Raw genomic sequence first — 21,080 nt, 5'->3', positions numbered from 1 at the left:
TTCACTGTGCAAAATCACTTATAACTAAATGTATTGGAGAATATTTGGAATGTCTTTTGCTGTGAATACCATAATTGCCGACGACCACCCGTTGTTTAGAAGTGCATTACGCCAAGCAGCCGCAACCTGCGTTCCTGAAGAACATATACAAGAAACCAGCGACATAGACGGACTGTTTGCCTTACTCAAAATACACCCAGAAATAGAACTTATATTTTTAGATTTAACCATTCCCGGTGCTAATGGCCTACAAGCGCTATCGCAACTACGTAATCATTACCCCGACATTTTAGTAATTATGGTTTCTGCCAACGAAACTCCCAGCATTATAAAACAAGCTATGAGCTTAGGTGCCGCAGGTTATATTCCTAAATCATCATCGCTCGATATAATAGGCGAAGCTATTGGCCATGTACTCAATGGCGACACTTGGCTGCCCGCAGATATTGATTTAACCGACGTAGTTGTTAATGACGAGCAAAGCAGCTTTGCCCTAAATCTCGAAAAGCTTACCCCGCAACAATACCGCGTACTTGCCATGATTGCCGACGGTTTACTGAATAAGCAAATAGCTTTTGAAATGTCGATTCAAGAAACCACTATTAAGCAGCATGTTTCTGCTATTTTACGCAAACTCAACGTTTATAACCGCACCCAAGCTGGCATTTTATTTAACCAGCTATCGCAAGTCGGTAAGTTAGAAGTAAACTAGCCCACAAACACTACACGTTAACTTACTTGGTTAGTCGCTTAATCATACGCTTTAATGCCGGTGCTTTTAGCGGTTTATACAATAGCGGATAACCTGCATCAAGCACTTGCTCACGTATGCTTTCATCATGATTTGCTGTATTTACAATTACCGGCAAGTTAGTAAGCAGCGCCTTATTAAGCACCTCAAGCCCGGTTACACCATCATCGAGCTGATAATCAATAATAAGTAGTTGTGGTAATGCAGCGCTTGCTTTTAATTGCTCAAGCTCAGCTAAATTAGTTGCCGTGGCTATTTCGCAGCCCCAGTTTTGCAGTAGTTGCTTAAGTGCATCAAGCACATTTTTATCGTTATCAAGCAGCCAAATACGCAAGCGACCTAGTTCGGTATCGGGGTTAAGCATTACCCGCTGAGTAGGTTGTACCGCTTTACTTACTGTGCATGCCATCGTGAGCGTAAATTGCGTTCCTTTACCTAGCTCAGAACCCATAACCAAAGGTATTTGCAGTAAGTCGCAAATACGCTTAGTGATCGACAGTCCTAACCCTAGGCCTTCGGCATTGGGCTTTTCGCCCAGCTGCTTAAACTCTTGATAAATACTTTGCTGATCGCTTGCGGCAATCCCCACACCGGTATCTTCAATAACAAACGACACATGGCTGTCATCTTCAAGCAACACTTTTAAGCGTACCTCGCCGCGCTCGGTATAGCGTATGGCATTACTAAGTAAATTACGTAATACCCGCCGCAACAGTGCTTTATCTGTATGTATGCGTACATCGCATTGCTTTACAATAAATTTAAGGCCTTTTTCTGCTGCTAATGCCGAATAATCGTTGCGTAGCGGCTCTATTAAACTACTAACATCAAACTCGCTGGCCTGCACTTTAAATGAGCCAGAATCTAACTTGGTTAATTCTAAAATACTGCTAAGCAGTTCTTCTGCACTGCCTAATGAGTTTTTAATATTGAGTGCTAGCGCTTTTAGCTCAGAGCTTTGTGCTTTTTCGTTCATTAAAGAACAAAACAAGCTGGCGGCATTAAATGGTTGCAATAAGTCATGGCTGGCCGCCGCAAAAAAGCGGGTTTTGCTCACAGTAGCTTGCTCGGCTACTTGTTTTGCCTGCGATAACTCTTGGTTAGCTTGCGTTAATGCTGCGGTACGAGTTGCTACTTTTTCCTCTAGGCTTACATTGGCTAGCGTTAGTGCTTTTTGTTGTTTTACAAACTCGGTAATATCGGTATAAGTAGTTACAAAGCCACCACCGGGCAGTGGGTTGCCTTGCATTTCGAACACTCGGCCATCGCTGTGCGAACGCTGAAACTTATAAGCACTACCTTGCTTTAAATACGCTAAGCGCTTATCTATTTCAATGGCAATATTACCGCTATTAAATAACCCTCGCAGCGCATTAAAGCGAATAATATCGGCTACTGGGCGGCCAATATATAAAGCATCGTCTGGGTAAGTAAACATACGTTTATAGCCTTTATTCCACGCCACTAAACGCAATTCACTATCCACCACACTTATACCTTGTTGAATGTTTTCAATTGTAGATTGTAAAAGATCGCGGTTAAATTTAAGTACTTGGCTGGCCTCATCTACAAATTCGGCCACTTGCTCTAATGGTTGGCGTTGCTCATTTTTAGCTACGTCTAAAATAAGCCGTGCCGATGCACCGCCTATTACTGCCGACATTTCACGCTCTACCAATAACTCTAACTCGGCTTTAGCCGGGCTTTTCCATTGGCTTTTATCATCAGGAAAATAATGATTAACTAACGATTGGCTGGCCTCTTTTTCAGCAAAACGCTGCAATAAAGCCCCCAGGTCATGATAACTCAACGGATGCAATGTAGTGTCTAGGCGTGAATCATGGGGTTGTGCAATAAATTTATTACTTTGTAATCGCTCAGCAAGAGTGGCTTGGCTAAAAAAGGGCATTAATAAATACACTAAGCAATTTGCACCTAAAGATAGCAATAACGCTTGGCTAATACTCTCCAAACCAAGCGACAATAAATCGGTAGGCGCCAGCCAAGCTATTTGCCATGGCCCTTCTGTTAGCCAACTACTTTGGCTACCCAGGCCACTGGCCAAGTTTGGTAATAGTAAGGTATAACCCCAAATAACAAAGCCGGTTAAAATACCCAGTTGCGCGCCTCTGCAAGAGGCATGTCGCCACCACAAACCAATTATCATGGCAGGTGCAAACTGCGCCACTAAAGTAAACGACATTAAGCCCACTGTGGCTAAAGTGCTGGTTTCTCCAAGTACTCGGTGAGTAAAGTAACTAAGTAGTAAAATGAGCACAATAACAATTTTGCGCGCATGTAATAAGTTGTTTTTATCTAACCCACGGCTACTTGAGGTAAGCTGCGAGCGACGTAAAATAAACTGATTAATAAAATCATTAGTGATCATTACCGATAATACAATCGACGATACAATCACCATACTGGTTGCTGCCGAAAACCCACCTAAAAATGCCAATAACGTTACCAGCGTATTGTTTGCCGCCATAGGCAATGCTAATACAAAAGAATCGTGGCCAATATCATTGCCATTAAAGTAAACCAAGCCGGCGTAAGCTATAGGCAAAATAAATAAATTTATTAGTAGTAAATAAATTGGAAATATCCACCGCGCTTTGGCCAGTTCATTGTCGTTATTGTTTTCAATAAAGCTCATATGAAACTGACGCGGCAAACATAACGTAGCTAAAAGCCCTAGTAAGGTGTGCGCAACATATACATAAACAGGGCTTTGCGTAGCGGTAACTTGGGTGGGTAGTTTAAGCTCATAGGCTTTTTCGTATAAGGCGACTGGGTTATCAAATAGTGCAAAGCAAACATATAAACCCACTGTAATAAATGCCAGTAACTTTACCACCGACTCAAACGCAATACTGGCGATAAGCCCTGGGTTATGCTCGCTTGGGCGTAACCGCCTAGCACCAAATAAAATAGCAAATAAAGCTAAAAGCAAGGTGATATAAAAAGTACTGTCGGCCCACACCGCATTACTTTGCGTGGGTGCTCGGTCGGTAAGCAAGTTAATACTTTGCGCCGTAGCACTGAGCTGCAAAGAAATATACGGCACAATTGCAATCACCGAAATAAGCGACACCAAACCCGACAAACTCGATGATTGTCCATACCGAGTGGCTATAAAGTCGGCCATTGAGGTAAGTTTTTGTTGCCGACAAATATGCGCAATGCGGCAATATAGCTGCCAACCAAAAATAAATAATATAATAGTGCCCGCATAAGTAGGGGCGAGCCACCAGCCATTACTTGCAGCCTGTGCGGTAGTGCCAAAAAAAGCCCACGAGGTACAATAAACCCCTAACGACAAACCATAAGTTAAGCCTTTAAAAGGTAAAACCTTACGCTTATCGGCCCACCCTGCAACAGCAAACAATATGCCTAAATACACCACGGCAATTAAGCTAATCGACCAAATAGAAAACATAGTTTTATTCTTTTAATTATTTTTATAATTATTTAACTAGCATATGTGTTTTTGCAGAAAAAAGCAGCACCCACTTTAGTGCTAACAATTCAAAATATGCACGATAAAAATAAATAAGAACTATTTGCATTTGAGTGTTGACACGCGCCCAAATCTAATTGATAATCACTATCAACAAGAAGGGAGTACATCCTAACTTGTTACGAAATAAACTGATTTGTTTCTCGACCCTGGAACAACGTGTAGCGCACGTTAACTGCTATGGTTACTTGTAAATTCAACACAACGCCCCTTGATGTTGATAACGAGTAACCGCCCTACTATTTTACTTGCTACATTGCTCATATCGGTGACGGTAGATATGAAACTAAAAAAGCCCTTACGGGCTTTTTTTATGTCTGTAATTTAGCTATTAAATTACTTTCAGTTATCTAAATTCAGGTTAATTATTAACGACGATTTTTACGCGCTCGCGCTCGGCGTTGTAACTTTTCGTCTTCTTTGGCTTGCTTTTTAGCCGCCGCAGCCGCACGTAAACCAGCAACCATTATCTCTTCCTCCTCACGCATTTGTGGGGTTTCCATAGTAATGCGGCCAATAATGCCATCGCGTAGTTCGTTAATTAAAATTTCCGACATTTTGTAAGTGTCTATTTGGTTACCACCACGAATACAACCACGCTTTTTACCCGCTAATTCAACAAACTCCCAGTCACTCTCTGGTAGTTCATCTATTTTGTAGCGTGTTTTTAGTAGCTCAGGGTACGCCTTTATTAAATACTCAGCTGTGTAGCTCGCCACTTCTTCATACTCAAGTGCTGTATCGCGTATTGCGCCAGTTGCGCCTAAGCGGTAACCCGAGTTTTCATTTTCAACTTTTGGCCATAGCATACCCGGCGTATCGTAAAGCATAATGCCGTCTTCAAGCTTAATACGTTGCTGCGCTTTAGTTACCGCAGGCTCGTTACCTGTTTTAGCAACTATACGCCCAGCTAACACATTAATTAACGTAGATTTACCCACGTTAGGAATACCCATAATCATGGCTTTAATTTGCTTATCGGCACCCACCTTGTGAGGCACTAACTTTTTACACAGCTCATTAATACGGTGTACTTCAGCCGCTTTATCATTACCAAAAGCAATTGCTTTTACGCCGTTTTCTTGCTCAAAGTAATCTTTCCATATTTGAGTCATTTTGGGATCAGCTAAATCGGCTTTATTCAAAATTTTAATTACCGGTTTACCTTCACGCAGCGTCGCCACCATAGGGTTTTCGCTACTATAAGGAATGCGCGCATCAAGCACCTCAATAATCACATCCATTTGCGGCATTATTTCTTTAATTTCGTTGCGGGCTTTATTCATGTGCCCAGGGAACCACTGTATTCCAGCTCTACTCATTTGATTTGCAAACCTTTTATTCCAACCCATAACGCCATGGGGTACTGTGTGGGGTACTGGGTGAATAATTTCGATTTATCACCTCAACTAATAGCTTTAAGTTTACAGCATTTACTACCTCTATTGCATAAGTTTATAATAAACCATATTTAAAATCATATTTGATAAAAACAATGATTGACTGGGGGCCTCCGCATAAGTATCATAAAAAAAATCAAGTATGATTTAATTTATAGGTATTTATATATGAATAGTAATTTAGTTAGTTTCTCGATCTCTAAGTGTACTTATGAAAGATTAGAAAAACATGCTGCGGGATTTAATGACACAGCTGACAGAGCTATTAATCGCCTTCTCGATTTAGTAGAAAACTCAAAAGAAAGTACAACTGAGCTAAAGCCAGAACTCACATTTACAGAGCAATACGATGGTGGCTATAGTGGGTTAGATGCTGATGAATTTAAATCTAGGTTAGTTAAAGTACAGAAAGCTGAAATAGTTATTCATTATGTGGATGGTTCGCATAAAGTAAGAATTTGGAAAGCCAGCAAATTTAACAGCGAATCTAAACTATTAGCAAATATATGGTCAGGCCCTTTAAGGGACTGGAAAAAGAAAGGCATAGTTAGGGCTGAGCTAGAAATTTACAACGACAAGTTTATTAAAGAACTTGGGCACAACGTAACTATAGTAAGAAGTGTGTCAAAACTCTTGAATATACCAAGCAGACAGCTGATTCAAGGTAACGTTAAGATAGAGAACATTCAAAACCCTGCTCCACATCTAAAAATATACTTTATTGAGGGCACTCCTGCATACGCAAGCTCTATAGGGTTTAACAAAGAAGATAACTGCTACTATCTAACAGAAAAAGATTTAGGCTTTCCACTATAACTAACCGACATAGAAGCAGGTGCGTTTGCACCTGCTTAAGTATTTATTTTTAGGAGTAAAAAATGGAGTTATATAAACAGGAGTTTGGTCAAAGCTTTGACCTTGGCTTTGACTTAAAGAATCACTCTAATCTAATAGATAAAAGCTGGCATAACGATTTATGCCCTAGCTTTTACTTTAAACTGAGCGAACAGTTTTATGTATTATGGATAGATTATGCTGACGTAGAGCAAAGAGAGGAAGATACGCTTAGGTATGTAATTGTAGAAGCAATAAATGAGGGAAATAATAAAGAGCCGGAGATTTATACTGGCGATAATAGGTTAATTTTTGAGTGTGAGCTTTACACCGATTTAAAAGAGTTTTTCTTATCGATATTAGAGAGCTGTGTTATCCATTGATTACACATGAATCAGCAGAAATATAAATTTTGTCATTTTACAAAGTCTATATTTCTGCTAGTAATATTTATGAGCTACTAATTAGATTGTTTAACCAAGCCCCAGCCTCTGCATTTGTTGTAATTATATCAAGCCTGCTTACCGCTCGAGTGAAAGCAACATATAGATCTTCTTTTGTCAGTGCAATATTTGAATCAGGCTTATCAGCATGAATAATAATGACATGCTTGGCCTCCAAACCTTTAAACGACTTAATCGTAGAAAAGTAAACAAAGCCAGACTCATTGAGCTTACTTATATCTTCTGTCAAATTTAAATTAAAAGCTTTAGTCGAAGCTTTCATGCATGAGTTGCCTAATTTGAATGGAGACAAAATAACCGCCCCCCCATCAGGACTTAAATCATGAATAAGCTCCCAAGCTTTTTGTGCCATATATTCTGTTTTACAAATACTTATTAGTGGTAGTTCACCTTTAGGCACTCCTGGCATAGGTTTTACTATTCCACTACAAACCTTATTTGTGGCTGCATTTACTAATTCAGTATTCCTACAATTATGATAAAGACGAAATGTTACTTCAGCACCCAATGTTTCATTTGTACTTTGACCATATAAATCTTGTTTACTATCACCAAAGTATAACCACTGAGAGCTTTCTTCTTTAAGAAGTTGATATAAAGCTACAATTCTATCATCGCCAAAGTCCTGCCCTTCATCGATTATAATTGCATCATATTTATCATCTTCTCTGAGTAAAGTATCTATAACCCTTTCCGGTAAAATCGTCGAGTAAAAATCCTTTTCATAACTTCCAACATGATCTTTAACTATTCCCCAAAATAAAGAGTCAACACTAAAAATTGCACCAGCGACACTTGGGTTCCGAGCCTTTAAACTTTCAGCTAACTTCTTATTAAAACAAACGAAAATCGCGTTTTTCCCTTCTTCTAGTAAGGCCTGTAACTTCCAAAATGCTAATAGTGTCTTACCTGATCCTGCGGGGCCAATAATCGCCACCCTAGGTAAGTCAAACGCACCACGCAAAGCAGCAAATTGCTGACGGGTAAGCTCATCTACATTTTTCTCATCTTCTATTGAGTCTAGCTCAGTATCTACAGCCACTACTCGAAAGCGTTGATTAGTTAAAGCTTCAGCAGCTTTATTTGCTAAACCTAAGTTAAATTTTCTGCCCGTTCTTTCATCACCTTTCGCAAGTAAGGCCTCTTTTATAACCCTCCCTAACTTGTGCATACTTTGCTTCGTAACTATCGTAGTGCTGTCATAAGTATCAAGCTTGCCTTCGACTTCACCATTAGGGTATACAACCAACCAAGCATGTAAGCCAGGAAAAGTAGCTCCTTGCTCATGTGTTAGCTCTGCTTTTACAAGTTTGGCTATCTCATGAAGATTTCGTGTAGCTTGCTCTGGCGGTGGCTCTTTAATTAAATATTCTCGTTGTTGATCTTGATAGCCTCCACCAAGTCTGTACCAATTTCCAAATTCATCAACTCTAACTAATTTAGTTCCCTTTACTTCAACCACAGCAAGCCCTACTTCAGGGACAAGCACTACAAAGTCAGCTTGGCCATCACGAACAAATCCTCGATCATCCTTTAAAGCCCAAGATACATTGCAGATAACTATCCAACTAGATGGTAATTGTTTTGACAATTGCCTACGAACTTCTCTTTCCCACTTATCTGATGGGACTGGCCCGATTATGCGTGGCATAAATTTATTCCTTATTTGTATCGAGCTACAGCTTTTAAGCCAGTCCAAAGGGACTTATCTAAAGTTCCTTTTCCTTTTTTCCTTACTAGTGTTCGCCCCGGCATAGACACTACTGTAACAATGAAAGGTGCAATCCCTTCACGTCGAACAATATAACTCCCAGCAACAGCATCCCATACGTCAATTTCAGCTACTCTTACCCAGCTTTCGCTCTCAAATTCGAATACACCACCTAGCTCAACCTTATCTATATTTAAATCAATAGAACCGTTTGAAGCAGTATTATCTGAAGTACTATTAATTGGGTGTTGAACATATATTGCTAATGATCCTCTGACCCAGGACATCCTTCTAGAAAGGTTGAAGGAATCTAGTAATCTCACAGACTCAATACCCGTATATTTTTTAGCAAAAGAATCTATAGACTTAGACACATTATCTCTTAATAAAGGATCGAATTCCCATAGAGGGTGAGTTACTAATTCTAAGACCTTTTCACTCTCATTAATCCAACCATGAATGAAAGAACCATTACTAATAGGTTTTATATTGCCATTACCAAATGCTGAGCAATAATTTATTGCTAGCTCAGAAGCTTCTTCTTGCCAACTTTTTAAACCTAGGCCCCATTGTTCAAAGTATGGAGTTACACCTGGGATATAAGAAGAGTCCTTCATAACAGACAAAAGTTCCAGACCAAGTCGCCAATCAAGCATTGGGTGTAAATGGCGATTTCTGAAACCTTTTAATAGTAAATCAGGACTTCTCCATTCGTGTCCTAATTTTTGTGCTCGCTTACACTCATCTTTTATAAACATTCCTAATTTAGAAAAGTCTTGATTATTAAGTGGGTCAATGCAGCCAGCTAATAATTCTTGCCATTTTTTGCTAGCCCAATCTACTAAGCCGGCACCATTAGGGTGCTCATCTGATAAGTATAGCTCGGCACCGGCTTCATCTTTATTGCTATATTTATGTACAGAAGCGATCTCAATATCTAAAGAGTCAACATCCAACTCCAAAGCAATAGCTCTTTGAAGAATTGTTGCAGCAGAGAACCATGCTGCTTTGCGACAAGCTATGTCTTTATGATTATCAAAAAACTTAATACCGGGTCGGTCGAGCAACCTTAAACTCAATAAATCAGTTGTTTTAGGTGCAACAAGTGAAGCGTTAACATCTGGATTTTTTTCATCTTTAATCCACATATCAGCATTTAACCGCTGACCATTCGGGCATGGAAAAGTACTTTGCTCTTTAAAAGAAAAAGGCTTTGATTTTTTATTCTGAGTAATTCGATAAACCTTTTGCTGCCTAGAAAAAGCTAAAGAAACACCACCAATCGATTTCCTTTCACTACTAATAATTACCGGAGAAGCAACAAACGATACAACCCCATCACTACCATTAGATTGACCTTTATTAGCTGGTTTACTAAGGTCGAAGTCTGTCATAAAACCATTGGGCACTACAGCTAGATATGCATTGGCTTCCTCTGAATTACAATTCGGACATAACTCAACTTCAGACCTACTTTTAGCTTCTTCGATAGTTATTGGCTCAACACTTAAATTTCTACACTCTCGGCAAAATATTTGCCACTCCGCATCACCAACAGGTTTGTTTTTAGAGGCCCAGTTATTACTATTTCTGTGATGAATTGAGCCTACAAGACCTATTGGCGTTAGCAGCCTTTTGTCCCAAACACGCTCAGCCCCTGGCGCATAATCGGTTATAGCTTGCTCAATAGAACGATCTAAGGTCTTTGCTTCTGAGAATTTCCCGCCATTGTTTGGTAGTGCAAAGTATAAATTTCTAACCATCGTAGGCATGCCATACATTGGTAGTACACCCGCATCAGCTAAAGCATTCGCAAAACCTCTAGTTTTATCTTGTTCACTTATCGCTATATTATCCATACGGGCAATTAAAGCATTTATGTTTTCAAACAGTTTAGCTGCTTTAATTTCTGTACCTCGAGTTATAACGTCAGCAACACCCTGAACTATTTTATTATTCTGACATAGCCAACTAGCTATGCTGTCTCGACGATCGCAATTATCTGCCAAGAAGTCTTGCACATTTCCCATCTCACCATGAGTATCTGGTTGTAAACTAGAGTCAGTCCAAGTCAATCCTATTGCTTTAAACGCTCGTCGCAGGACTTCCTTATTAAATAAACGTTCAGCTAATATTTCTTGATCTTCCCCCATAGAAACACTTGGTTGTGGTGGTATCCCACTTGTCATTTCTTCTGGATGTTCAAAATGAATGCGATCATGAGTTTGCCCTCGGCAATAAGTCAGTGCAGAAGAAAAAGCCTGCTTTTTCCTTCCTGCTCGGCCTGCCCTCTGCTGATAGTTGAATCGCTCTGGCGGCATATTTGCTTGAAATACAGAGAGTAAAGCACCAATATCAACACCAACTTCCATAGTTGTTGTTACTGATAATAAATCAATACTATCTATATTTGGATTAACAAGTCGAGGAACTACATCATCTAACTTTTCATTTTCAAAAAAAACATCTCTAAAATGTCGTTGCCTTTGCGCTTGATTATCTGTCTGTCCGGTTAACTCCTCAGCATGAATACGAAATGCAGACGAAGAGATTCCAGAAAGATTTGCATAATAATGTGCTTCTTCAATTTCCTTAGCTGTTTGTTCGCTATTCGCTTTATTTGTAAGTAATGAACAACATCTAGAGCACACACCTCCTGAAGAATGCCAATGTATCTGTGTACAATTATCGCAAACCCAAGGAGTATCTTTTCGTTCTACTCTGTGGACCCATACCTGATCAAGCCTTACAACTCCCCACTGATGACCAGCCTCTACAATTGAGTTGCGAACAGCATCTCTGAGCAGTTCGAAAGTAGTACTATGTTTTGATGAACATGCTTCTAAAAAACGCTTTACTCGCTTTTGAGCAACTTGTTGTGATCGTTCATTAGGTTTATCGTGAGCCCAACCCTCTCTCGGCGAAAGTTCATCATACTCATAAGGCACTGTGAAATACTCTTCTGTGAGTATACGAAGTACGCTTGTAGAGATACCTCTCAATGATTCATGGGAGACTCCATCAGGTCCTAACATTTTAAGACCAGGAGGTAACGCTAAATAACCAAAACCTTTAGCCTCTAAGTTATATAAAAGCCGACCTGAAATAGCTTTCCAAGCTTTCCTTCGTAACGTGCTATCCATTTTATTAATTAAAAAGCTCATTTTCTCTTGTGTGAGGTTTTCTGCTAATGACATTTTCTGAAAATTAATGAGTTCCACCCAACCGAACTCATCACTCCCTCTCGGCTGAGAGTATTTAGTATCTACACCAGAGCCTCCGGGGTTGAAACCCAATTGAAGCATTCTTTTCCAAATAACAGGTAGCTCTCGAACTTGCTCATTCAAGGGGTGTAAAAAACTGTCAAGCTTTACATACCCTGGTTTATAGCTATTAATTAAATCTACTTGCTCTTTATCTTTTGGTGTAGCACGTTTAGGTTTGTAAATAACTGTCTCAGCAGCGTTCGTAAATGCTTTTAATTCATCTTGAATCTCAGTGTCAGTTTCTTTATCTATAATCTCATCTACGCTATCTTCATCATCTAGCTTAATTTTTTCTAGAATCAGTCCTTTAATTGCTTCTATTGAACTTTGAGATCTATTGCTTATTTCATCCAAAACAAAGTATTGTAATAAATTATCCCATTGACCTGATTCAACGCCATTTGCTAACTTTGCTGCTGCTTGACGGCTATCTGAAAATGCAACTAACTTTATGAAATCTTTTGGTAATATACTCATTAAATGTTTAGCAAGTAATAAGGACATTTGATCTAAACCAGTTGCAAATGCGCGTATCGGAGATGGCTTCCCGCCTTGCCTTTCAGAATAGCTTGTTTGGCAGGATGGACACATTTGTGGCATAGCAGGTAATTGGTAATCTTCATCCCAATCTTTTTCATCAGCATTGAACCATAAGCATTTTGTTTTATTTTCTCCCCCTTCTCCAATTTCAACCACACCAGTATTTGGATCAATTGTAGCCTTTAGCCATGCCGCGCTTGTTTTTTTACAGGGGTTGCCTACGCGACCATCTCTTAATTTCCGCTCAGTTGAACCTTGTTCCCATATTAAATCATCTACATTAGGGTATTGATCCGGAACTAAATATACAACTCCAAGTGTTTTATAGTTTTGAACGTCTGTACGCCCTTGAGGAGCAGACTCTGGCATACTGGCAATTGCTGAAGGCATAGGAGCGAGTTCAAACCTTGGGTTATTTAACGTGCCACCAGCATGCATTTTATAACCAGCTAATAACTGAGTGCCGCAACACTCACAGTACAAGACTTCTAATACACGCTTACCCTGCAAAGAAATTATTGGTTCTGGCAATAAATGTCCAACTCTTCGGTGGTTATCCTCACTTTGTGGCAAATCAGCGGTTCCCCAAAGCCCATCAATATTTTTAGCCATCCAATGAAAGCGAAGTCTGGGTAGGACATCTGTAAGATAACCTTGGCCACTATTTTTTATTGCTGTTGCTTGTCCAAATGCATAAAAAAAGCCTCTAACAGCTATATACTTATCTTTTGCCTGTAAATTAGGAAACCATTTTTCAATCAAACTTTCTAATGATAAAGAGGTAAAACGATTGCTAGCGTTATCAAAAAAGCTATACGCTAACGTATCAATATTGCTTTTTGTTACTAACTTTTTCACCAGTTGATCATTAGGTTTCTCATTCATGCTAAGGGCAACCCCTAATTGCAAGCAGACGTTACCAACCTCTTCGGAGATAGAGCGAGGCGTTTCATCTGGTGGATAGATGGACTCACCACTTTCTATATGAAATTGCCCCTTTGCCTCATCAGCCGTTAAGCCAAACATACCTCCTAGAAAATTATATGACTCATCTTTATCATCAAGCGAAGCACTAGAAGCTAGTATTTGAAGCTGCTTACTATCAGGCGATAATCCTAATCGATCCATTAGCAACCGGAGTAAATAACCAACTTCAGTTCCAGATGAGCCTCTATATAAATGCAATTCATCTATAACCAATTGGAATACATGGTTATCTCTATCTTCTGCCAGCCACTCTTTCGTTGACTCAAATATCATTGAATCAGCTCTGTCTCCAAGGACTTCCTCTTTATTATGGCGCATTAACATTATAGAAAGCATGCTAACGTTTGTTATAAGTAAATCTGGCGGTGAATCTTGCATTTCCCAGCGATGAAACATCTCACAAGCATCAACATCCATATTTGGAATAAAGTCTCGCTGCTCCATGAAAGCCTCAAGCTCACTTTGAGCTTCCTCAACTCTAACCCCATCTCTTTTGGCTTTATTTAAATTATTTTTCGCAACTTCTAAACGCTTTTTATAATCAATATGCTCCTCTCTAGCAACATCATTTTTTTTTCTAAACTCATTTCTCTTAGATGTATTCGCCTTACCATCTGCCTTAAAAGGATGTCCTGAAACAGGTGTAGAACCATTATATCGGCCAAACCGAATTCTATTTCCAGCTAACGCTGAATCCATAGCCCTATGGGATTCTTCCGAGTCTAAAGCCCCCCGAAGTCTTGATATTTGATCCTCTACTAACGCATTCATCGGATATAACAATAAAGCACGCACAGCAGGTGTTCGCGTCTCTTGCCTAATATCTCTTCTGCTATCATTCCATTTAATCTTAGATGGCCACTCTGCCTTTATAGCAGCTGGAGCTGCCCATTTTGCTTTTGCTTCTTTAATTATTGATGCTATTACTGGTAATAAGAAAGCCTCTGTTTTTCCAGAACCAGTGCCCGTCACAACGACACAATGTTTCCTTTCTTCTGCTATCGCTTTTTTCAACATTGCTTCTTGATGCTTATGCAAATTTACATAACTAGGAATAAGTCCAGCCCCAGCTACTTTACGAAAAGCATCAATTACATCTTGAGATAATGCGGGTAAGTCTTTAATACTTAGCTCATCTAACTTTTTCCCTGATGCATAGGTTGGCAACATCTCTAAAAATGGTTCTTGAAAAAAAACACCAGGAGTATTTAGTAAGCGCTCTCTTTCCTCTTCAAAGGATTTTGAATTAGTGCCAAATGCCGATTTTATGTATTTTTTTAAATGGCTTTGTAAGTCTTCCCAAGCACCAATAGGATCTTTATCTATACTAGCTGACATTTTTCATCCTTAAAATTTATTGTGTGGGAGTTATTCCCTACTTCTTTAAGCTCACCGCCTAATAAAGATACGACAATCAGTGCAATTTTTTCTGGCACCCAACGATAGCAAAGCCATCTACCATCTGACATTTCAGAATACGCAAGGCTCACCTTAACGACAAAATTATCACTAGAATCATGTAGTGAAATTGAATCACCATTGTGCACTCCAACAGTTTTAATCAATAGAGGACCACTCCCAGAGCAAAGTGTTAATATTCGCTCTATGATAAAGGGAGGCTCCATTCTAGCTGGTAGCCACAAGCGCCCACTTTCTTTATCGAAATGAATCGGCCAAGGACTGGCATCATTAAAATTCATTGTATTTTTAACAAATTCAGCAAAAGCATTTATTGCTATCCAGACTCCCCATCTGGAATCTTCAATGAAACTATACCTAGAAAGGTGCCCCTCAAAATTCCCCCCTAATTTATAGACTCTGAGCCCTTGTACTTGTGGATCTTCATATCTGAATAACTCAAATGCTCTTTTAGGATCAACCATAATATTTTCCGAAGCACCAAACACTCCATTTCCAGGGTTAAGCCTCTCCAGATAATTAGGTGAATAGCCTTGTTCGTGATACCAAGACAAACTTTCCTTCATTTCTTTAACTGAACCAACCCATTGAGATAATTTTCTGACAGGAAGATCCTCGATTAAAAATTGATATTCCCCAGCTATTTTTTTGAGTAAGCCGGGGTCTTCAACGTAAAGCCTGACCACAGGAAGGATATGTGAATTTGGTTTCTCGATAAGTATATTGCAGTGAGTTGTTAGCTCTTTCCATTGCTGTAATCTCAAACTACCGCATACACCATAAACCTGCCTGTTTCTATTATCTGTAATTGGCAAGCTATAAATTGTTGGGGGAACAGAGCAAACTCGTATCATATGACCTTTAGCATCACATTCAATCTCAACATTTCCTCTTCGCCTTAACTCACGTATCAATAAAGCAGGTGCAACATCTTTAATATTAGCGTTATTAGCAAGACGTCTAATTTGATCTCGAGCAACACCATAACTCATTGAGCCATAGGTGGTGGCAGCAATAGAGTCTAAAAATTGAGCTGAAATATTAGGCTCTATACTCTCCCAAGCATCTTCACCATCCCAACTCATAAAGGTTAGGGGGGCAGTTTGAAAAGAAGTAATATTTAAATCTTCAGTAAATGCTTTATTTATAGTAGCTCCACAGAGTCCTGTATCATCTGATAAGACCTTGCCATAACGATCTAATGAGAACTTAGTTCTCTTGGATGCGGACAAGCTGCCAACCGCTAAAACCTTAAGCCCGGCAGTACATAATATTTCTTCTGCCAGCCTTACATCTATTCTGAAAGCATTTACACCTTCATCATCTAAGGAAAATTGAAAGCGCCTTATTAATGTTTTGTCGCCACAGTTAAGCTCTTTAAAGGTTAAACCTGTACAGCTAAGTTCTGCCCCTTCAGGTGCTTCAACTTCAACTATTGGTAAATCGTAATATGCATACTGCTTACTACCTGATCCAATAATAGCTTTCCCTCCAACAAATCGGATGCGAGCTCTAGGTGGGTGGATTGGTTCCTCATCAAGAATCAAGGCTCTTTGCTCTGCTGTAACTTTAGAAATATCCGCAATACAAATAAGGTTACACTCATCGGGCAAGCCGGGCATGTCTAGCGGGTCAAAATCTATTTTCTCATTATTTAAAAGCTGCTCTAGATTTGAGTATATCGAGGGGAAATAAAGAAGATAAGCAGGGCCTTGTAGAGGCATTTCTCGTTCTATTAACGTATCTTTTAATAAGGGGTCAGGGCTATCCCAAACTAGTACTCGAATTTTATCCTCTCTTAAATAGATTTTTCTTTCGTTACGTTCCCCCTCTCTATCTGAGTAAGTTAATAGTGAATCAATTTTCGCCGTTGCAGATTTCCCTAATACATTTCGCATATCAGATTGAAGATTAGAGGGAACTGTAAAAATGTGACTTCCACTTAATTCTAAATTTGCTCCAACTTCATTCGAGCAACCAGCTTTAATAGCGTAATTCACTCCAGCAATTGTTGCTGGTAAGCGCCAACCAATCTCCCAAGCAAAAGAATCTTCCTCATCCTTCATTCGTAAAATCAACGTCAGTTCATCATTTTCATCGTTTACTGCTTTTCCATCAAAGTGGTGGCTATTAGAACTATCACGGATTGGAACCTGACCGTCCCAAAACTCTAGATGTGAATTAAGCGATTGCTTTAAATGCTCTATGTAATGCTCATTACCCATAGCATCCTTTAGCCCCAAACTTAAGTAGTTCGAACTCTGGCCAACTTCTAGTAATTTTAAAAAATTATTCTGACTTAGGGTTTGCCCTGATTGCAATCCACAACTACCAAATAAACGACTTAAGCCTTCTAAATCTTTATGAGTAATTATTGTTTGAGCATATGCAATCCCAACAAACTTATGACTACCCAAAATATTGACATTAAATCTACCAAACCGTCCTTTTTGACTTATGTTTGACCAACTATCTAAGTCACGCCATACAGCTTCCATAAGTGAGCCTGTATTACTAGGAAAGACTCCATCTATTAAACTGCTAACAGTAGAATAAAAACCTGTATTTTCTGACTCTGATTTGGCAAGAACCCATAGTGCAAGGTAGGGTAGATAAGTGGGTGCTTTAGAGTCTCTATAATTTTCTGATATTTCCCCAGGATCAATATAGCCATACCTCCTTTTACTCGGCCATTCGCGTTGACTCGCTAGCTCTTTCGCTTTTTCAGCAATATTGCCTTTAAATCTGCGCAAGCATTTGGGCCCACTTTTAACCGCTTCAATTAGGCCGCTTGCTCCTCCCTTTCGAATACCAATCCCTTCGAGTTCGCTTCTTGTTGTTGGCATCCAAACTTCTTGATTGGCTCTAGCCGGAGAAAAGTATTCTTCAAGTAAAAGTGAGTTCCATTCCGCAAATAAAGACATATAATTTCCATATTGTTTTTATGTTTTAAGTTAATTTACTAGTACTAAATCAGCATTTTGTACTAGTAAATTATACAAACCTTTATCTTGAATATACCCGGCATAGAGTAAAACTCAACCTATTAACTAAAAATACTAATATTAAAAATATGTAAATTAATTTTTTACTATGGAGTTCAACTGCAAACTTGTACCTGTGAAGTATAGTTCTGGTTAAATTGGAGAGTAAGCATCTGAGTAAATACGTCTAGCCTTGATTAACATTCCAAGGTAGCAAGTGCTCTACACTTTCAGGCTTTTTAGCAAGCTCATCTAGGCAGGTTTGCAAATAGTTGTCGACCAACAGTCCATTGGCTTTCGCTGTTTATGCCGAAAGAAAAACTATGCCGAACCACTTGGCTAGACCCTTATAATACCAAGATACTTGCATATTATTGCTTCGGCATAGTGTTATCTAGTAATCCCACTAATAATTAATTTACGGAGATGGATTATGAGTTCTTGGCATTCTACAAGTGTAAAAAAACAATAACGTGACCTCATACGAACCTTTGTATCTAGCGTCAATTATCTTAGCCGGTGATACCAAATTTGATTTACTCTTATTGAGCGCTAAGGGCGCTCAATGCAACGGCTCTACTTAGCATAGGTGTGGATACCACGGTAATAGCGATGTGGCTTGTACATGAGTCGACACAAACGATACAAAGATACTCATATGGCAATGAAGGAAGCCGTATTAGCATGTAAGTATCACCATTTAATAAGCACAATAACCTTCACTATAAACCGGGCGATAAATGTTAAACTTTTTCCCTAGCCTGTAATTCTAAGGTTAAACTATGCCGAATCGAAACGAGATCTTTGCAGTCAAATAACAGTAATACCAGCACACTTATAAAACTGGGGACTATGTGTTCGGCATAGTTTTTCTTTCGGTATAAACCGCGTTATGCCGCATGCGGCATAACGCAGTTTCAATAATACTATAGAGCACGGCGCTAGCCGTTGCACCCCGCGCGGTATTGGAGAATAACCAGTTTTTTCTGCCAATCACAAACGGTTTCACAGCCCGCTCAGCGCGATTGTTATCAATATTTATGCGACCATCTTTTAAATAAGTGATGAGCTTATATTCTTGGTTACACCAATACGTAATCGCTTCACCAAGTTTACTTTTCGGTGGCACTTTATCTTTATTTTCGATAATCCAATGGTGAAGTTTATCGATGATGGGTTTTGAACTTTCCTGCCGTGCTTGATATCTTTCTGCGGCCGTTTTGTCTTTTAAGCTTGCCTCAATGCCGTAGAGTTTTCTAATAAGACTTAAGGCAACATCGGCTTTGCCGGTTTTGTTTTTCGTTTGCACCGTTTTCGCATCAATGAATTTTCGACGTGCATGCGCCATACAACCTGCCAATATTGCATCTGTTTTTCCGTACGCTGCATAACCATCGACTTGCAGGTAACCGTCATAGTCACCAAGGTAATCAACTACACAAGCTGCGGCACGAGAGTTGTGATAATCATAGAGGATAATATTTGGCAAACTATTGGCGGTCACCGAATCGCTACCACAACAATACACCCACATGTAACTGCTGCTATTATCGGCCTTAATCACCTTTAAGGGCGTTTCGTCGGCATGGATCACCGCTTGACTAAGCAATGCTGCTTTTAGCTCGTTAACTAATGGCATTAGCAATTCACTACACCGTATTACCCAATCTGACATGGTTTTACGACTCAGCTCAATACCATACTCATTGAACATTTTTTCTTGCCTATATAGCGGCAACCCATATTGATATTTGGCGCTGATGATTTGACTCAGCAAACTACTGGTGGCAATGCCTTTAGGAATGGGTGTTGCTGGAACAGATGCAACTTTTATAGAATTTTCTGTGCCAGTTTGCTCACACCTTTTACAGGCATACTTCGGTCGAACTGTCTCTATCACTTTGATGTACGCAGGAACAAACTCAAGTTTTTCACTACGAGCTTCACCAATTTTATGCAGCTTACCTTGGCAACAATCACACACTTATTCATCAATGGATAAATCAATTGTCACCACTTTTCGAGGTAATTCTTTTGGCAGTGGCTTGCGCGTCGGTTTGTTTTTAATGGTGACCTTACTGTGACTATCAGCCGCAGCTAATAACGTTTTATCGGCCTCATCAATGATTTCTTCCGCTTCATTGAAGGTTTCCCCCGCACCCGGGAGTTGCTCGGAGCTTTTACCAAACTGTTTACGCTTGGCAATTTCATAGCGTTCAATAAACTGATTAATTTGAATAGCTTGTTCACTGATGATTTTATCTTTTTTCGCTAACTCTTGGGTAGTTTCAGCCTGCAACTCAAGCAACATTTGCTTGAGTTGTTCTGGGTCGTCAGGGAGTGAGTTAGTATCAATTTTCATCCATCGAGTTTAGCAAGAACAGACAGATGATTCTGCTTTGTAACGCATATAGAATAAGGACTTGCGTACACGATCGTTGACTGATAAAAGATCGAGTTAGATCGGTGACTGATAGTGCAGCGGTTCATGGCCAAGCACGTCATATCCAGATAACAACCAACCCAGTTGTTGATAGGTTAATTCAAATTCCTGGCTCGATAGTTTACTTGGCCATTTGAATTTTTGCTTTTCAAGTCGTTTATACCAAAGCGCGAACCCTGTTTTATCCCAGTATAGAATTTTCAGCTTATCTTTGGCCTTGTTACAAAATACAAACAACGTACCGGTATAGGCATCGCGAACATGCTCATCTTCAACAATACTCACTAAGCCATTAATACTTTTTCGAAAGTCGACAAAATCCCGATGCAGAAAAACCTCTGACGGCTCAACAAACATTTTCATTGAACAAACTCGCGTAGTAACTGGCTTAAATACGTTGCAGAGGTTGTGGCTGGCAAACTAACGTTTGCCTTACCAACAGTTAACGTGATGGGTGGTTGTTCATCAACTATTTCGACTTGCTGTGTAATTTTGGCGCGAACGAAATTATTCGATGATAGGCCGAGTCTCTTTCTTACCGCATAAAAGCTAGTCATTGATAATTGATGTTGCCGGCAATAATCAATGATGGTTAAACCACTTGATTGTTGTTCATGGATGATGGTTTGCCATTGCTCTGAGCTGCGCATAATTCTCATAAGTTACTCCAAATAATTGTTTGGTTGTAACTTACTTAAGTTGAGATTAATTTGTCAGACGCAATTTACCGGACGCTCACATTGGAGACATAGATTGAGAAC

The 21,080-nt window shown here is 39.5% G+C and carries 10 protein-coding genes and 2 pseudogenes; 3 read left to right on the top strand and 9 right to left on the bottom strand.

Annotation, left to right across the window (positions count from 1 at the left end; translation table 11 throughout):
- Positions 1 to 49 precede the first annotated feature (49 nt).
- Positions 50 to 712: a response regulator transcription factor gene (locus I6F41_RS11840; protein ID WP_011329573.1), complete on the top strand. Its 663-nt coding sequence runs from the start codon at positions 50 to 52 to the stop codon at positions 710 to 712.
- A 22-nt stretch (positions 713 to 734) separates the two neighbouring features.
- Here I6F41_RS11840 and I6F41_RS11835 read toward each other — a convergent pair whose 3' ends face one another.
- Together I6F41_RS11835 and ylqF are read right to left on the bottom strand one after the other, a co-directional pair.
- Entirely contained in the window at positions 735 to 4,190 is a 3,456-nt protein-coding gene (locus I6F41_RS11835; RefSeq protein ID WP_182684144.1) for a PAS domain-containing hybrid sensor histidine kinase/response regulator, read from the bottom strand.
- A 449-nt stretch (positions 4,191 to 4,639) separates the two neighbouring features.
- Entirely contained in the window at positions 4,640 to 5,593 is a 954-nt protein-coding gene (ylqF, locus tag I6F41_RS11830) for a ribosome biogenesis GTPase YlqF (protein WP_011329575.1), read from the bottom strand.
- 246 nt (positions 5,594 to 5,839) lie between these two features.
- On the opposite strand from ylqF, the gene I6F41_RS11825 reads away from it, so the two are divergent.
- Positions 5,840 to 6,487, top strand: coding sequence for a hypothetical protein (locus I6F41_RS11825; protein ID WP_197108530.1), 648 nt, complete (start codon positions 5,840 to 5,842; stop codon positions 6,485 to 6,487).
- A gap of 62 nt (positions 6,488 to 6,549) precedes the next feature.
- Positions 6,550 to 6,888, top strand: coding sequence for a hypothetical protein (locus I6F41_RS11820; protein WP_197108528.1), 339 nt, complete (start codon positions 6,550 to 6,552; stop codon positions 6,886 to 6,888).
- A 67-nt stretch (positions 6,889 to 6,955) separates the two neighbouring features.
- Here I6F41_RS11820 and I6F41_RS11815 read toward each other — a convergent pair whose 3' ends face one another.
- The 7 genes and pseudogenes from I6F41_RS11815 to tnpA form a co-directional block, all read right to left on the bottom strand.
- Complete coding sequence (locus tag I6F41_RS11815) at positions 6,956 to 8,620, bottom strand: NERD domain-containing protein (RefSeq protein WP_197108526.1); 1,665 nt, start codon at positions 8,618 to 8,620, stop codon at positions 6,956 to 6,958.
- 11 nt (positions 8,621 to 8,631) lie between these two features.
- Positions 8,632 to 14,811: a DEAD/DEAH box helicase gene (locus I6F41_RS11810; RefSeq protein ID WP_197108524.1), complete on the bottom strand. Its 6,180-nt coding sequence runs from the start codon at positions 14,809 to 14,811 to the stop codon at positions 8,632 to 8,634.
- Positions 14,796 to 17,816: a hypothetical protein gene (locus I6F41_RS11805; RefSeq protein WP_197108522.1), complete on the bottom strand. Its 3,021-nt coding sequence runs from the start codon at positions 17,814 to 17,816 to the stop codon at positions 14,796 to 14,798. The genes I6F41_RS11810 and I6F41_RS11805 overlap by 16 nt, the downstream gene beginning before the upstream one ends.
- A gap of 247 nt (positions 17,817 to 18,063) precedes the next feature.
- Positions 18,064 to 18,168 (bottom strand): annotated as a pseudogene (locus I6F41_RS18200) (hypothetical protein); the annotation flags it as partial.
- A gap of 618 nt (positions 18,169 to 18,786) precedes the next feature.
- A pseudogene (tnpC, locus tag I6F41_RS11800) lies at positions 18,787 to 20,187 on the bottom strand (IS66 family transposase); the annotation flags it as partial.
- 147 nt (positions 20,188 to 20,334) lie between these two features.
- Positions 20,335 to 20,682: an IS66 family insertion sequence element accessory protein TnpB gene (gene tnpB / locus I6F41_RS11795; RefSeq protein ID WP_197108520.1), complete on the bottom strand. Its 348-nt coding sequence runs from the start codon at positions 20,680 to 20,682 to the stop codon at positions 20,335 to 20,337.
- A complete protein-coding gene (tnpA, locus tag I6F41_RS11790; protein ID WP_197108518.1) occupies positions 20,679 to 20,978 on the bottom strand; it encodes an IS66 family insertion sequence element accessory protein TnpA in 300 nt (99 codons plus the stop codon). Before tnpA ends, tnpB begins: the two co-directional genes overlap by 4 nt.
- Positions 20,979 to 21,080: the final 102 nt, after the last annotated feature.

Origin of the sequence: Pseudoalteromonas sp. SCQQ13 (assembly GCF_015864415.1) — a bacterium.
Classification (GTDB): Bacteria; Pseudomonadota; Gammaproteobacteria; order Enterobacterales; family Alteromonadaceae; genus Pseudoalteromonas; species Pseudoalteromonas nigrifaciens.
This window is presented reverse-complemented; position numbering and strand designations above follow the sequence as displayed.

Bases quoted from the DNA above. Each gene is read 5' to 3' on its own strand.
- I6F41_RS11825 (WP_197108530.1), top strand. From the start codon at position 5,840: ATGAATAGTAATTTAGTTAGTTTCTCGATCTCTAAGTGTACTTATGAA.
- I6F41_RS11840 (WP_011329573.1), top strand. From the start codon at position 50: ATGTCTTTTGCTGTGAATACCATAATTGCCGACGACCACCCGTTGTTT.
- tnpA (WP_197108518.1), bottom strand. From the start codon at position 20,978: ATGAGAATTATGCGCAGCTCAGAGCAATGGCAAACCATCATCCATGAA.
- I6F41_RS11810 (WP_197108524.1), bottom strand. From the start codon at position 14,811: ATGTCAGCTAGTATAGATAAAGATCCTATTGGTGCTTGGGAAGACTTA.
- I6F41_RS11835 (WP_182684144.1), bottom strand. From the start codon at position 4,190: ATGTTTTCTATTTGGTCGATTAGCTTAATTGCCGTGGTGTATTTAGGC.
- I6F41_RS11805 (WP_197108522.1), bottom strand. From the start codon at position 17,816: ATGTCTTTATTTGCGGAATGGAACTCACTTTTACTTGAAGAATACTTT.
- I6F41_RS11815 (WP_197108526.1), bottom strand. From the start codon at position 8,620: ATGCCACGCATAATCGGGCCAGTCCCATCAGATAAGTGGGAAAGAGAA.
- I6F41_RS11820 (WP_197108528.1), top strand. From the start codon at position 6,550: ATGGAGTTATATAAACAGGAGTTTGGTCAAAGCTTTGACCTTGGCTTT.
- tnpB (WP_197108520.1), bottom strand. From the start codon at position 20,682: ATGAAAATGTTTGTTGAGCCGTCAGAGGTTTTTCTGCATCGGGATTTT.
- ylqF (WP_011329575.1), bottom strand. From the start codon at position 5,593: ATGAGTAGAGCTGGAATACAGTGGTTCCCTGGGCACATGAATAAAGCC.